A 12,555-nucleotide genomic window follows, 5' to 3' on the forward strand; every position below is an offset into this window, starting at 1 on the left:
TCTATCTAAGTCTATATTTTTCAATATTATTATGCCTCAACTCAATAAATCAGACCTCAGCAAGTTTGAACCTCAGTTCCTTGAATTTATGCAGCAAGAAATGCAAACCGACGCGGCCCACGACCTCAGCCACGTCCGCCGCGTAGTGAAAACGGCTCGCCAGCTAGCAAAACAAGAAGGTGCAGATTTAGCCGTTGTCCTGCCCGCAGCATATCTGCACGATTGCTTCACTTATCCGAAAGACCACCCAAATCACAAACAAAGCTCCACGATTGCAGCTACCAAAGCGATTTCGTTTCTAGAAAGCATCGACTACCCTGCTCAATACCATGACGCTATCGCCCACGCGATAGAATCTCACAGCTTTAGCGCCAACATTACACCTAATACTTTGGAAGCTCAGGTCGTCCAAGACGCAGACCGTCTAGACGCGCTTGGCGCAATTGGTGTGACACGCTGTATTCAAGTGAGCACGTTATTTGATGCCGCCTTATATAACGAACAGGACATGTTTGCAGAGTATCGAGAATTGGAAGATAAACGATTCACCATCGATCATTTCCAAACCAAATTGTTTAAAATTGTCGAGACGATGAACACTAAAGCAGCATATAAAGAAGGTTTGAAGCGTAAAGCGTTTATGCAGTCTTACCTAGAGCAGTTGCGCCAAGAAGTAGAAGGTTAATATGTCAGAAAGTCACGACCTAATTAAAGAGCTCAAACGCCAACTCAAGCAATCTGGCTTGCACTATGTCGACATCGCGCAGCACTTGGAACTGAGCGAGGGCTCTGTAAAACGCTTATTGGCCGAAGGCAGTCAAATCAGCCTCGATCGCTTGGAGCGTATCTGTCAGCTGATCGGGTTAGAAATGGCAGAGCTATTTAAACTGGCAGCAGCACACAACAAAGGGCTGGAGTCGCTCACGCTAGAACAAGAAAAACAGCTGGTTGATGATAAAGGCTTATTGTTGGTTGCGGTTTGTGTGGTCAATGGTTATCGCTTCGAACAAATCATCGAGCAATACATTTTTGATGAGTTGGAGCTGATACAAAAGCTCGCCCAACTCGATCGTCTCAATATCATCGACTTGCTGCCAGGTAACAAGATTCGTCTGCGGATATCCCCGACTTTCCGTTGGCACACAGGTGGCCCTATTCAGCGTTTCTTCCAGCAACAAGTTCAAGACGCCTTTTTCCAAAGCCATTTCTCTGCCGAAGGTGAAAAGCTAGTGATGGCAACGGGCTTAATGAGCTTGCCAACTAACAAGAAGATGCAGCAGAAGCTACAAAAGGTCATTGATGAATTTTATCAGGTCTGCCAAAGCGACGATTCACTGGATATGAACGAGAAGCACGGTACCTCTCTGGTGATAGCGATGCGTCGTTGGACATTCCCGCTGTTTAACCCTTGGGAACGTAAATAGGAAAAATTGATGCTCGATAAACTCAAAAGCATATCTATCAAGACAAGACCTATTCTTCCTTTATTTGTGTTGGTTGCATTTACTGGTTTTGCTGTGTTCATTACCACGCTCCTACAACTTTCCAATATGGTTAATGAGTCTTATCTGATTCCGAGTGGCGTGACGGCTTTATGGGCTCTGTCCGCTTGGGTAATGATCTCAAGCTTTCAGCATGTTCCTGATCTCACGCCAAGCCTTGGCTTTTTCAAAAGAATGAAAGCTCGCTTGGTGCGTCTGTTCTTTTATTTGGTGACATTAGGCTTTATTGGACTCTCTGGTTTTATTCTATTTGTCACATTGCGAATGCTAAGCGTCTGGTTCCGACACTAAGCTCATCTCGTAACGTATAAAAGCACCAATCCGTTCAATATCACAAGTTAATGAAACTAAAAGTATCGTAAAGTGTTACTTTTGGTTTCTCATAACGTAACTCTTTTCTTTACGCTGGTTTCCTAAAGCTCAGCCATTAAAGTGCTCCCATCTCAACGCGATTTTGCCCCTACGGAGCCAGCATGTTTCTTACTAAACGATTCTTCCCCTATTTCGTTACTCAGTGCCTTGGTGCACTGAACGACAATATCTACAAAAATATTCTCTTGCTAATGGTGACCTATAGCCAAATTAATTCACTACCGATGCCGGTCGATCTTTTTGTTAACCTTGCGGCTGGCTTATTTATTCTTCCCTTCTTTCTGTTTTCAGGTCACGCTGGTGCTATTGCCGACAACATGGACAAAGCTAAGCTAATCCGCCGCTTAAAACTTATTGAATTGGTGATCATGAGTTGTGCTGCGACGGCTATCATGACGCAGAGTGCTATCCTAATGCTGGTGCTACTCTTCATGACTGGCACTCAATCGGCTTACTTCGGCCCTGTGAAATACGCTCTACTTCCTCAAGCGCTAAAATCGGATGAGCTAGTGAAAGGTAATGCTTGGGTTGAGATTGGGACTTTCCTTTCTATCCTGATTGGTACATTAAGCGCAGGTCTTCTGCTTGCAGTTCCAAACGGCATGATTATCGCCTCTTGCATTGTAATTACGCTTTCACTTCTGGGCTTTTTAAGCAGCGCTAACATCCCTGCTCTGCCAAGTAAGAAAAGTGACAAAGTAAAATTCGAACCTATTACTGGTTTGAAGAAAACACTCAAACTGGCACAAAAACAACCCGGTATTTGGATGTCTATTCTCGCGATCAGTTGGTTCTGGTTTATGGGTGCGACTTACCTAACTCAATTCCCGAACTTCGCTCGCGAACACCTATTTGCAGATAGCACTGTGGTTTCTCTGCTGTTAGCTCTATTCTCAGTTGGAATCGCGACAGGTTCATGGTTGTGTGAAAAGCTGTCTTTCAATCAAGTTGAACTGGGTATTCTACCATTTGGTATTTTGGGCTTAACGATTTTCAGTGCTGACCTTTTATGGGCAGTACCTGCAATCGAATCTTTCCCAAGTCAGTATTACGATGTACAAAGCTTTGTTGCTCAGTCTTCGCATATTAGAGTGATGATCGACTTGTTCTTGGTAGGTGTAAGCGGAGGTGTATTTATTGTTCCCCTTTATGCGTTTATCCAATCGCGTTCAGAAGAAGGCGAATGTGCTCAATCTATTGCGGCAAACAACATCATGAACGCACTGTTTATGGTCGCTTCCGCTGCTGTTTCTATCTTAGTGTTAAGTGTTTTAGAGTTCTCTATTGTTGAGCTATTTGCGATTTTGGCCGTCGGTAACTTCATCGTGGCCATCTACGTTTACCGTCAAGTACCTGAGTTTACTCAGCGCTTTATTAGCTACTTGCTAAGCCACTGCCTGTACCGAGTTTCGGTAACCGGTCGTCAGCATATCCCGGAGCAATGCGCTGCCCTGATTGTGGCAAACCATGTAAGCTATGTGGACGCTTTGATTCTAATGGGGACATCAACCCGCCCTGTTCGATTCGTGATGGACAAGTCAATCAGTGAGCTGCCGGTTCTTAAATACGTTTTTCGTCATGCTGGCGTTATCCCAATCTGCTCTCCACGCAAATGTGCAGAGACTTACAAAAGAGCTTTCGAACAGATTGAGCAAGCTCTTGATAACGACGAGGTAGTTTGTATCTTCCCTGAAGGTCGTTTGACCTCAAATGGTGAACTAGGCGAGTTCAGACCCGGTGTTGAGAAGATTTTAAAGCGAACACCTGTACCCGTGATTCCAATGGCGTTGAAGGGCTTATGGGGCTCTTTCTTCAGCCACAAAAATGGACACGCGTTAACTAAGCGCCCGACTCGCTTTTGGTCTCGTATCGAAGTCAATATTGGTGAGCTATTACAACCAACCATGTTAGATCGCCATTTGTTACAAAAAGAAGTGCAAGATTTGCTAATTCGCTGACAGTAGTGTGGCGGAGAATTTAGTAGGATAAAATCAACGTCATAAATCTAGGAGGTATTATGAAAATCATCATCTTACATGGTCTTTATATGCATGGACTGGTCATGCAGCCTCTTAGCCAAAAGCTGAGAAAGCTGGGCTACGAGACCCAAGTATTGAGTTACAACACGGTTTCAATTAACGAAGAATCACTATTCGGCTCGATCGACAAAGCGCTTAACCCACGGATTGCCAACGTGTTGGTGGGTCATAGCCTAGGTGGTTTGATGATTAAACGATACCTCGCGAGCAGAAAACCATCGACAACTCTGGTGTCCCACGTTGTGGCAATTGGCTCGCCACTGAAAGGCGCATCTATCGTCACTCGCATTCAAGATTTAGGTTTCGGTGCGATGCTTGGTAATTCTCCCTATCATGGTCTTAATAAGCACGAGGATGTTTGGACTTTCCCACAAAAGCTCGGCAGCATCGCGGGAACGATGGCGATTGGTGCAAGGCCAATTCTAATGCGTAGAGACAACACCATGTCTGACGGAACGGTGACTGTAGACGAAACACGCTTAGAAGGCATGCAAGATCATATAGAGACGAAACAAACTCACACTAGCCTTATCTACAACACCTATGTACCAACGCAGATCGATCACTTTATCAAAACTGATCACTTCAGCCGATAGCGCACTTTTCCATCAAGTAGTTGCAATCTACTTTTCAAGCCAAGGCGTTCGCAGTACTATCTCTACTCCGACCACTCATTGAGTATCGGTGTTTTTTACTTCTAACCATATTGGTTGGATTCAATGTTCTCAGGGCGGGGCGAAATTCCCCACCGGCGGTATACTCTTTTGAGTGAGCCCGCGAGCGCTCGATTCGTCGAGGTCAGCAGATCTGGTGAGATGCCAGAGCCGACGGTTATAGTCCGGATGAAAGAGAATAAGAAAACATCAGCGGTTTCCTCAACGTTCTGTGTTGGTGAGCACTGGTGCACTTCTTTTTGGATCGCATTTTTTTTGCGTGGGTTTATGCCACCTTACCGTTGGTGGTTCATTGCCTGCATAGAATGTGACGATCCCTCATACCGCCCTGATTCTGGTGATATTTAGGAGTTAACCATGAATCAGTCATCACTACTTGCCGAATTTGGCGACCCAATTACTCGCGTTGAAAACGCACTTATCGCATTACAAGAAGGCCGTGGCGTGCTTCTTCTTGACGATGAAGATCGTGAAAACGAAGGCGACATCATTTATTCCGTAGAGCACCTGACTAATGAGCAAATGGCTCTTATGATCCGCGAATGCAGCGGCATTGTGTGCCTATGCCTGACAGACGCTCAAGCAGACAAATTGGAACTGCCACCAATGGTTGTGAACAACAACAGCGCAAACCAAACGGCTTTCACGGTTTCTATTGAAGCGAAGCAAGGCGTCACAACTGGCGTTTCTGCCGCTGACCGTGTAACAACCATCAAAACAGCAGCAAACCCAAATGCAAAACCAGACGACTTGGCTCGTCCTGGTCACGTGTTCCCGCTGCGCGCTCGTCCTGGTGGCGTAATGACTCGCCGTGGTCACACAGAAGGCACTATCGATCTGATGCAAATGGCCGGTTTACAACCTGCTGGCGTGCTGTGTGAGGTGACAAACCCAGATGGCACCATGGCAAAAGCACCAGAAATCGTTGCGTTTGGTCATTTACACAACATGCCAGTACTGACCATCGAAGATATGGTGGCTTACCGTAATCAATTTGATTTAAAGCTTGCATAATCGACACGTCGTCAATCGCGATAAAAGCCGCTGAATTCAGCGGCTTTTTTTGATCGATTTGATTCCTTTTCTAGTAGTTATACTTAGTAAAAACAAAAGGAATCAACATCATGAAGGGAATCACTCTCAACGCACTTATCGCAACACTACTCTTCACCAGCCCTATGGCTTTTGCATCGAGCTGTCCAGATATCTTGCAAGGAAAGCAAAGACTTCTCAATTCAACGGAAGAAATAGCGCTGTGTGAAGCCTTCAGAGGCAAGACACTGCTGGTTGTGAACACGGCGAGCCAGTGTGGCTTCACTCCCCAATTCGAGCAGTTGGAACAACTACACCAAACTTATAAAGATCAAAACTTTGCCGTTGTGGGATTTCCTAGTAACGACTTTCGCCAAGACCGCGGCAGCGAAGAGAAGACTGCGAAAATCTGTTACCTCGACTATGGTGTCACCTTCCCTATGATGGCGCGAACCTCTGTTCTTGGTGAGAACGCAAACCCAGTATTTGCCGAGATAACCAACCAGGCGGGCGTTACACCAAAATGGAATTTCTACAAGTTCCTCATCAACAAAGACGGCAAAGTTGTTGCGACCTTTCCAAGTTCAACTTCCCCGACAAGTACTACGCTTACTAACATGATTGAACAGCAACTATAAGGAAAGCGGCCATGGCGACTACACGTACGACAATGCTGCAATTGGGCTATTTAGGACTGTTGCCATTTATGTTCAGCTTGGTTCTCATCGGCACGGAAAGGACTCTATTCAACTTATCTGGGGAGCAGTTTTTTATCGCTTACAGTGCAGTGATTTTGAGCTTTCTCTCCGGTGTACTTTGGGGCAATGCGATTGATCATTTCTATCATCGACTAAGCCGTAATGCCTTGGTGCTCAGTAACTTATTTGTACTACTCGCATGGGGAGCGCTACTACAAGGTAACAAACACTATGTGATTGCGACGCTGTTACTCGCTGCTGGCTACATTGCAGTGTGGTATGCAGAAAAGCTGATCCGAAAAGTGGAAAACGAGGCAGAACCAAAAGGTTACCAGATGATGAGAGGAAAACTCACTACAGGTGTAGTACTTATGCATGGGTTGGTTTTAATTGCTTGAACTGGTCTGTCCACCTACCAGATCACAAAATTAACCACGTTATATAAAACAATGTTCATTTCGTGAAGCGCGTGTAATTTTGAACACCGTTTTGTTTTAATTATTAATGGATGGTCGTATAAGTACCCCAAAAGCATTCACAAAGGATATGAATATGTTTTTTCGTAAGCTTCTTTTCAGTACCGCGGTCATCAACGCAACAGCAGGTTGTGTGTCCTACCAAGCTCAACAAGCCGCGGTCAATACAGTGAACACCACTGGCGTGGTTTTAAACAACGTCGTGAAAACCACGATCGCTCAACCATGTAACGTAGCGGTTACCGTCGCGAGTTTGTTCTACCCAAATGCGATTTTTATGACCGATATGCCAACTGCCGCTTGTACAGCAGTCCTTCGCTAAAGAGCAACAGAACATAAAAAATGGCGACCTGATTGGTCGCCATTTTTTCTTCTCGCCGTTAAAGCGTAAGTAGGTAGTTCACCAAATCATTGTACTCATCGTAGCTACGAATCTCATTTGGCAACACAATATACTTGTTGTTCACTACCACTCCAGGAACGCCGGTCAGTGTGCTTTGTTTAAACTGCTTATCAAAGCCTTTCTGCATCGAGTTAACAGCGAAGCTGTTGTATGCAGCATCAAACTTCTTACCGTCGACTCCATTATCAACGAAGATTTGCTTCAACTCAGCTTCATTTTGAGGTGCTTGACGCTTCTGGTGAATTTGCGCAAACATCGCTGGCACCATTGTTTTCTCAACGCCTAGTGAAACCATTGTCGCGTATGACTTAGCCATTGGTACTGCCATGTCACTCCCCATGAAAGCAACATGAACTTTCTCAAAACTTGCCTCTTTTGGCAGAGCAGGCTTTAGGTTATCGATGACAGATTCAAATTTGTAACAGTGTGGGCAGTAGAAAGAGAAGAACTCGGTTACCGTCGGTTTCTTCGCCTTCTCCACATCCAATACTTTGTAATGTTTGCCTGCTTCAAATTGCGCAGCGTGAGCAGTGAATGCCAATAATAGAGTGCTGCAAAGTGCAAAAATCTTTTTCATGTTTGATTCCTTCAGACACATGTGTGCCGTATTCATTAGTTAATAATTTAAGCATCCAGCAAAGCTGGTCAGGGATGAATAAGAAGGTCAAACAATAGGGGGACGGTAAGGCTTAAAAGCCACAACCACTGTTTTAGGTGTCGGTGATTTATCGATCAGTGCAAGACTGTACGGTAATAAGACGACATCATCTTGCAAGAGATTGGTGGGTATTTTAACGATACAAGAAGAACTGCAACTGGTATGAGCTTGCTTCCCTTTCTCCATCAAGTGATCACCATGGTGTGATTCAATACAGTCCGTATTGTTCACTCCCATTTTTTGATGAAGCTCAGATGCTCGATCTTTGCTTGTACTCACTTCGATTGGTGCCGTTGCTGCACGCACGCTCGACGCAACACCCGTTAGCAACATGGCTAATAGACAGAGCATTGTCATCATGAATGTACGGTTAAAACTCAGCATACAACTTCTTCAAAATACGGTGGATCTTCATCATACAGAATCCTTCTTTTCATACAAGCCAATCACTTAGTGCCACCTTCACAAACCAGAGGATTCTTACGCTCTATACCGACCGCAATGCCAATAAAGCTTGAAATCACTATAAAACCTGAGTAATAGTTAGATCAGTTTTTGTACAAACAAGGAAAGATTAATGCTTAAAAAGAGATTTTTTAAAACAAAAGATGAAGTCGAAGTCACGTTCGAGCTAGACAAAAACCAGTGGGAGTCGATTCAAATTGCGGGTGATTTTAATAACTGGCAACCAGAACCAATGAAGCTCGTTAAGAAAAGTGGCCAATTTAAATTTAAAACGCGCTTGCCGAAAGAACAAAATATCCAGTTCCGTTACCTATTTAACGAAGCCGAGTGGGAAAACGATCCACAAGCGGACGCATACGTACCAAATGGCTTTGGAAGCGATAACAGCGTTGTATGCACACAAGAGCGAATAGCTTAAGCACGCAATTCAGAAACAAAGGCGCACCGAGTGCGCCTTTGTTATTGTCTAATTTTCATTGAGTTATTGCTCATTGTTGTTATATAACAACAGTGTTTTAACTGAGGTGATATATATCAACAAAACCCATTTCCTTAATATACCTCCATCGCAGCGAGACAGGTGTTATCAACTGAAAGTCGCTCTCAAATAAAAGCTATTCCTAGCGATGGCTACTCTTAAAACAATTAAGGAAACAAAAGATGAAAAAACTGATTGTAATCACAGGTGGAAGTTCTGGTATTGGTGAAGCTATCGCACGCCGTCTAAGCGATGAAGGTCACCCACTTCTTCTTCTTGCTCGCCGTGTAGAGCGCTTAGAAGCACTAAACCTGCCAAACACGCTATGTGAGAAAGTAGACGTAACGGATAAAGCTTCATTTGAAGCAGCAATTGCGAAAGCAGAAGAGAAGTTTGGTCCAGCTGACGCACTAGTAAACAACGCAGGCATGATGCTACTTGGTCAAATCGACACACAAGATGCGTCAGAGTGGAAACGTATGTTCGACGTGAACGTACTTGGTTTGTTAAACGGCATGCAGTCAGTTCTAGCACCAATGAAAGCACGCAATAGCGGTACCATCATCAACATCAGCTCGATCGCCGGTAAAAAGACGTTCCCAGATCATGCTGCTTACTGTGGTACCAAATTTGCCGTTCACGCTATTTCTGAAAACGTCCGTGAAGAAGTCGCTGCTTCAAACGTTCGTGTAACAACAATCGCTCCGGGTGCAGTAGAAACTGAACTGCTTTCTCACACTACATCACAAGAAATCAAAGATGGTTACGGTGCGTGGAAAGAAGATATGGGCGGCGTTCTAGCTGCTGATGACATCGCACGTGCAGTTCTGTTTGCTTACCAACAACCACAAAACGTTTGCATCCGTGAAATTGCTCTAGCACCAACTAAGCAACAACCTTAATTTCTAAGGTTTAATGCAATATAATGAAAAGCGGCTCCAAGCCGCTTTTATTGATCTTTGCTTAGTCTTAAGCCTTCTAGAATATGAGAGGGTCATAACTGTCACATCCAAGACTTTCCTTCCACTTATCTCCCTTCCCCTCTACAAATTCATCATTGATATCTATAAATCTCCTCTGACTCTTTGTCTCTATTGAAATCACTGACAAATTTGTTTAAGTTTCAGGGCTAATTCCTAAAAGCGCATCACGGCTATGAACGTACAAGACACCAAGCAATCACTTATCATCGTGGAAGATGACCCGAAACTGCAGGCTATGCTATGCGAATACTTTGAAGGACAAGGCTTTGAAGTTCTCAGCATAGACAACGGAACAGATGCGCCAGATGCGATCCTGGAAAGTCAACCTGATCTGGTGCTTCTCGACTTAATGCTACCTGGGCAAGATGGATTGAGCGTTTGTCGTCTGATTCGCGAATGCTACAAAGGTAAAGTATTAATGCTCACCGCCAGTGACGATGATTTTGACCACGTCGCTGCACTTGAAATTGGTGCCGACGACTTTGTTACCAAGCCAATCAAACCACGTGTCTTGCTAGCCCGCATTCGAATGCTTTTACGTCGCAAAGAAGCGTCAAATGCAGATTCTGATACCTGTTTAGAAGTTGGGGTTCTATCGCTCAACCGCTTGCGTAAGACTTGTACGTTCAACCACGAACCGATCGCACTTACCGACGGTGAATTTGACTTACTCTGGGTACTCGCAAGCCATCCGGAACAAACCCTTTCTCGCGAGTGGCTTACTAAAACATTACGTGGTATCGAGTACGACGGCACAGACCGTACCATTGATAACCGTGTAGTAACGTTGCGTAAAAAGCTGGGAGACACGACAACACCACCTCAGAAGATCATTACAGTGCGTGGTAAAGGTTACTTGTTTATGCCCGACGCTTGGAACGCATAATGAAGCGAATTTATTTAGAAAGCTTCCTTGGTTTGATCATTCTTTTTATCGCCAGCTTATTTGGTTATGAGGTAATTGTTTATCAACTCAATACCGACTACGACTACTTACTAGAAGAGCACGAAGCACAAGCTTTCCATGAGCTGATTTACCCGATTTATCAGGAAAAAGGCGAAGAGTACACAATTCAACAACTCGAGAAGTTCGCTACCTCTAGCCATATGTTATTGATTGCCGAGGAAATGAAAAGCGTTCCTTCGCAGATACAACAAGTGTTCGATGAAGATCCCTCCATCAATACTGCCTTTGATGAGGAGCGGGACTTATGGTTCCGCTTCGAACCCGGTTCACCCACGTTTAAATTAAGTCAAAATCCCAACAGCCCCATTATTCAAGCCATCAACTTTGATGACAACATTGTGTGGCTTTTCTTTCTCGCGGGCTTCGCGCTTTACTGTGTCCTATTAATTTGGTTCTTGAGCCGTCGCGTTCGTGAGCTAGAAAAGGTTACCATAGCCTTTGCCTCTGGTGATTTTAATGCAAGAGCAGATACGTCTAGCAGCAAATCCGTTGGTACGCTGAATAAAAGCTTCAACCATATGGCCGATAAAGTATCACGACTGATCACCACCAACAGAATGCTTACCAATGCGGTAGCGCATGAGCTACGCACGCCTATTTTCCGTCTCCAATGGCAAGCGGATCTGCTTGCTGACGCTTCATTGAATCAACAGCAGCAAAAGTATGTCGACAGTATTGTGGAGGACATCGATGAGATGGAAAGCATGGTTGAAGAGCTACTGTATTACGCGAAGATGGAGCGACCAAATGCCGAAATTCAGACATCATCCGTCGCTCTATCAAGCTTTACCCAATCGCTTTTACCCAAGTGGCAACGCGACACACAACTGTCTGTCTTGATTGATGACTCGAGTTCACCAATGACAACCATTGAAGCGGACCCGCAATTGCTCAAACGCGCTTTAGATAATCTACTGCGAAATGCAATGCGCTATGCTCAGAACCAAATCGTACTAGAGATCGTCGAGTCACCTGATAAATCATGCATTCGCATTCATGATGACGGTTGTGGTGTCGAAGAAAAAGATTGGCCCCATTTATTTGATGCGTTTTATAGTGCCGACAAATCACGTAACAAGAGCACCAGTGGTTTTGGCTTAGGGCTTGCCATCGTCAAACAGATTGTCGAATTACAAAAAGGAGAAGTCTCCATTTCGCATAGCCCGTACGGCGGCGCATGCTTTACGATCTACTTTCCTAATTAAATTCATAAACTTATCAACAATCGCATTATCGAGATTACAAAAGACGACACTTCTATACAATCCGCTTACAGTTTCCCTCAATAAAACAGTGTACAATTTTCCTATTGATTCACACCAGTAATTGATTAGTACAATGTGTAAACCAATTCTTCTCGGTACTCTTTCATCCGCACTGACGGCGTGTGCGTACAATCAAGCACCCGTTGTTGATATGACCAATGTCGACCAAGCGCAATACGAACAAGATTTTGCCTATTGCCAAGGCTACTCAGAAAAGGTGGATAAAGGCGAAGCAGCAAAAACAGAAGCACAAAATGGTGCAACCACTGGCGCATTAGTAGGCGCAGTTGCCGGCGCACTGGAGAATGGCATCGGTGGTGCTGCTGTAGGCGCGGTGGCGGGTACGGCTGTTGGCGCAGGCGCAGGTGCCGTTGGTGGTGCAAATGACTCGACAAAAACTCAAGCACTTGTTCTACGCAAGTGTCTAGCGAATAAGGGCTACACAGTCTACGACCTAGAGTCATAGGGTACAAACCCGCATCAATTAGACAAAATTTGGTGTCGGCGTATATCTTTTTCACAAATGTTACACGCCCGCTCCAT

Annotated in this window: 16 protein-coding genes and 1 riboswitch; of the genes, 14 read left to right on the forward strand and 2 right to left on the reverse strand. The window is 44.7% G+C overall.

What is annotated here, in order from left to right; all coding sequences use genetic code 11:
• Positions 1-31: 31 nt before the first annotated feature.
• The 9 genes from A8140_RS20415 (at position 32) to A8140_RS20455 (ending at position 7,115) form a co-directional block, all read left to right on the forward strand.
• Complete coding sequence (locus A8140_RS20415) at positions 32-685, forward strand: HD domain-containing protein (RefSeq protein ID WP_005535245.1); 654 nt, start codon at positions 32-34, stop codon at positions 683-685.
• 1 nt (position 686) lies between these two features.
• Positions 687-1,424 carry a helix-turn-helix domain-containing protein gene (locus tag A8140_RS20420; RefSeq protein ID WP_038863078.1) on the forward strand — a complete coding sequence of 246 codons (738 nt, stop codon included), beginning with the start codon at positions 687-689 and terminating at the stop codon, positions 1,422-1,424.
• A gap of 9 nt (positions 1,425-1,433) precedes the next feature.
• On the forward strand, positions 1,434-1,793 hold the full coding sequence (locus A8140_RS20425; RefSeq protein WP_005535250.1) for a hypothetical protein: 360 nt from the start codon (positions 1,434-1,436) through the stop codon (positions 1,791-1,793).
• Positions 1,794-1,975: 182 nt separating this feature from the next.
• Positions 1,976-3,832 (forward strand): MFS transporter, encoded by a 1,857-nt coding sequence (locus A8140_RS20430; protein WP_005535253.1) that lies wholly within the window; start codon positions 1,976-1,978, stop codon positions 3,830-3,832.
• A gap of 59 nt (positions 3,833-3,891) precedes the next feature.
• Positions 3,892-4,509, forward strand: coding sequence for a lipase family protein (locus A8140_RS20435; protein ID WP_005535254.1), 618 nt, complete (start codon positions 3,892-3,894; stop codon positions 4,507-4,509).
• Positions 4,510-4,630: 121 nt separating this feature from the next.
• Positions 4,631-4,771: riboswitch (FMN riboswitch) on the forward strand.
• A 173-nt stretch (positions 4,772-4,944) separates the two neighbouring features.
• Entirely contained in the window at positions 4,945-5,601 is a 657-nt protein-coding gene (gene ribB, locus A8140_RS20440; RefSeq protein WP_005535256.1) for a 3,4-dihydroxy-2-butanone-4-phosphate synthase, read from the forward strand.
• A gap of 110 nt (positions 5,602-5,711) precedes the next feature.
• Positions 5,712-6,257 (forward strand): glutathione peroxidase, encoded by a 546-nt coding sequence (locus tag A8140_RS20445; protein WP_005535258.1) that lies wholly within the window; start codon positions 5,712-5,714, stop codon positions 6,255-6,257.
• 11 nt (positions 6,258-6,268) lie between these two features.
• Positions 6,269-6,715 (forward strand): DUF3429 domain-containing protein, encoded by a 447-nt coding sequence (locus tag A8140_RS20450; RefSeq protein ID WP_005535260.1) that lies wholly within the window; start codon positions 6,269-6,271, stop codon positions 6,713-6,715.
• 154 nt (positions 6,716-6,869) lie between these two features.
• The gene (locus A8140_RS20455) at positions 6,870-7,115 is read left to right on the forward strand and encodes a hypothetical protein (RefSeq protein WP_005433479.1); all 246 of its coding nucleotides are present in this window, start codon (positions 6,870-6,872) and stop codon (positions 7,113-7,115) included.
• Between the two features lie 58 nt (positions 7,116-7,173).
• Here A8140_RS20455 and A8140_RS20460 read toward each other — a convergent pair whose 3' ends face one another.
• Positions 7,174-7,773: a thiol:disulfide interchange protein DsbA/DsbL gene (locus A8140_RS20460; RefSeq protein ID WP_005535261.1), complete on the reverse strand. Its 600-nt coding sequence runs from the start codon at positions 7,771-7,773 to the stop codon at positions 7,174-7,176.
• An 87-nt stretch (positions 7,774-7,860) separates the two neighbouring features.
• A complete protein-coding gene (locus A8140_RS20465; protein WP_005535263.1) occupies positions 7,861-8,238 on the reverse strand; it encodes a hypothetical protein in 378 nt (125 codons plus the stop codon).
• Between the two features lie 193 nt (positions 8,239-8,431).
• Here A8140_RS20465 and A8140_RS20470 point away from each other — a divergent pair, with 193 nt between their 5' ends.
• The 5 genes from A8140_RS20470 to A8140_RS20490 all read left to right on the forward strand — a co-directional run bounded on the left by A8140_RS20470 (position 8,432) and on the right by A8140_RS20490 (position 12,478).
• On the forward strand, positions 8,432-8,737 hold the full coding sequence (locus A8140_RS20470; RefSeq protein WP_005535265.1) for an isoamylase early set domain-containing protein: 306 nt from the start codon (positions 8,432-8,434) through the stop codon (positions 8,735-8,737).
• Between the two features lie 242 nt (positions 8,738-8,979).
• Positions 8,980-9,699 (forward strand): SDR family oxidoreductase, encoded by a 720-nt coding sequence (locus A8140_RS20475; protein WP_005535267.1) that lies wholly within the window; start codon positions 8,980-8,982, stop codon positions 9,697-9,699.
• A gap of 253 nt (positions 9,700-9,952) precedes the next feature.
• Positions 9,953-10,666 (forward strand): response regulator, encoded by a 714-nt coding sequence (locus A8140_RS20480; protein ID WP_005535269.1) that lies wholly within the window; start codon positions 9,953-9,955, stop codon positions 10,664-10,666.
• Complete coding sequence (locus tag A8140_RS20485; protein ID WP_005535271.1) at positions 10,666-11,952, forward strand: ATP-binding protein; 1,287 nt, start codon at positions 10,666-10,668, stop codon at positions 11,950-11,952. Before A8140_RS20480 ends, A8140_RS20485 begins: the two co-directional genes overlap by 1 nt.
• A gap of 133 nt (positions 11,953-12,085) precedes the next feature.
• A complete protein-coding gene (locus tag A8140_RS20490) occupies positions 12,086-12,478 on the forward strand; it encodes a glycine zipper family protein (RefSeq protein ID WP_005535274.1) in 393 nt (130 codons plus the stop codon).
• Positions 12,479-12,555: the final 77 nt, after the last annotated feature.

It is taken from the genome of Vibrio campbellii CAIM 519 = NBRC 15631 = ATCC 25920 (assembly GCF_002163755.1).
Taxonomy (GTDB): Bacteria; Pseudomonadota; Gammaproteobacteria; order Enterobacterales; family Vibrionaceae; genus Vibrio; species Vibrio campbellii.

What these genes read in the sequence shown, in the direction of transcription:
- A8140_RS20425 (WP_005535250.1), top strand. Translation starts at nt 1,434, where the DNA reads ATGCTCGATAAACTCAAAAGCATATCTATCAAGACAAGACCTATTCTT.
- A8140_RS20435 (WP_005535254.1), top strand. Translation starts at nt 3,892, where the DNA reads ATGAAAATCATCATCTTACATGGTCTTTATATGCATGGACTGGTCATG.
- A8140_RS20430 (WP_005535253.1), top strand. Translation starts at nt 1,976, where the DNA reads ATGTTTCTTACTAAACGATTCTTCCCCTATTTCGTTACTCAGTGCCTT.
- A8140_RS20470 (WP_005535265.1), top strand. Translation starts at nt 8,432, where the DNA reads ATGCTTAAAAAGAGATTTTTTAAAACAAAAGATGAAGTCGAAGTCACG.
- A8140_RS20415 (WP_005535245.1), top strand. Translation starts at nt 32, where the DNA reads ATGCCTCAACTCAATAAATCAGACCTCAGCAAGTTTGAACCTCAGTTC.
- A8140_RS20480 (WP_005535269.1), top strand. Translation starts at nt 9,953, where the DNA reads ATGAACGTACAAGACACCAAGCAATCACTTATCATCGTGGAAGATGAC.
- A8140_RS20475 (WP_005535267.1), top strand. Translation starts at nt 8,980, where the DNA reads ATGAAAAAACTGATTGTAATCACAGGTGGAAGTTCTGGTATTGGTGAA.
- A8140_RS20455 (WP_005433479.1), top strand. Translation starts at nt 6,870, where the DNA reads ATGTTTTTTCGTAAGCTTCTTTTCAGTACCGCGGTCATCAACGCAACA.
- ribB (WP_005535256.1), top strand. Translation starts at nt 4,945, where the DNA reads ATGAATCAGTCATCACTACTTGCCGAATTTGGCGACCCAATTACTCGC.
- A8140_RS20490 (WP_005535274.1), top strand. Translation starts at nt 12,086, where the DNA reads ATGTGTAAACCAATTCTTCTCGGTACTCTTTCATCCGCACTGACGGCG.
- A8140_RS20465 (WP_005535263.1), bottom strand. Translation starts at nt 8,238, where the DNA reads ATGCTGAGTTTTAACCGTACATTCATGATGACAATGCTCTGTCTATTA.
- A8140_RS20420 (WP_038863078.1), top strand. Translation starts at nt 687, where the DNA reads ATGTCAGAAAGTCACGACCTAATTAAAGAGCTCAAACGCCAACTCAAG.
- A8140_RS20445 (WP_005535258.1), top strand. Translation starts at nt 5,712, where the DNA reads ATGAAGGGAATCACTCTCAACGCACTTATCGCAACACTACTCTTCACC.
- A8140_RS20485 (WP_005535271.1), top strand. Translation starts at nt 10,666, where the DNA reads ATGAAGCGAATTTATTTAGAAAGCTTCCTTGGTTTGATCATTCTTTTT.
- A8140_RS20450 (WP_005535260.1), top strand. Translation starts at nt 6,269, where the DNA reads ATGGCGACTACACGTACGACAATGCTGCAATTGGGCTATTTAGGACTG.
- A8140_RS20460 (WP_005535261.1), bottom strand. Translation starts at nt 7,773, where the DNA reads ATGAAAAAGATTTTTGCACTTTGCAGCACTCTATTATTGGCATTCACT.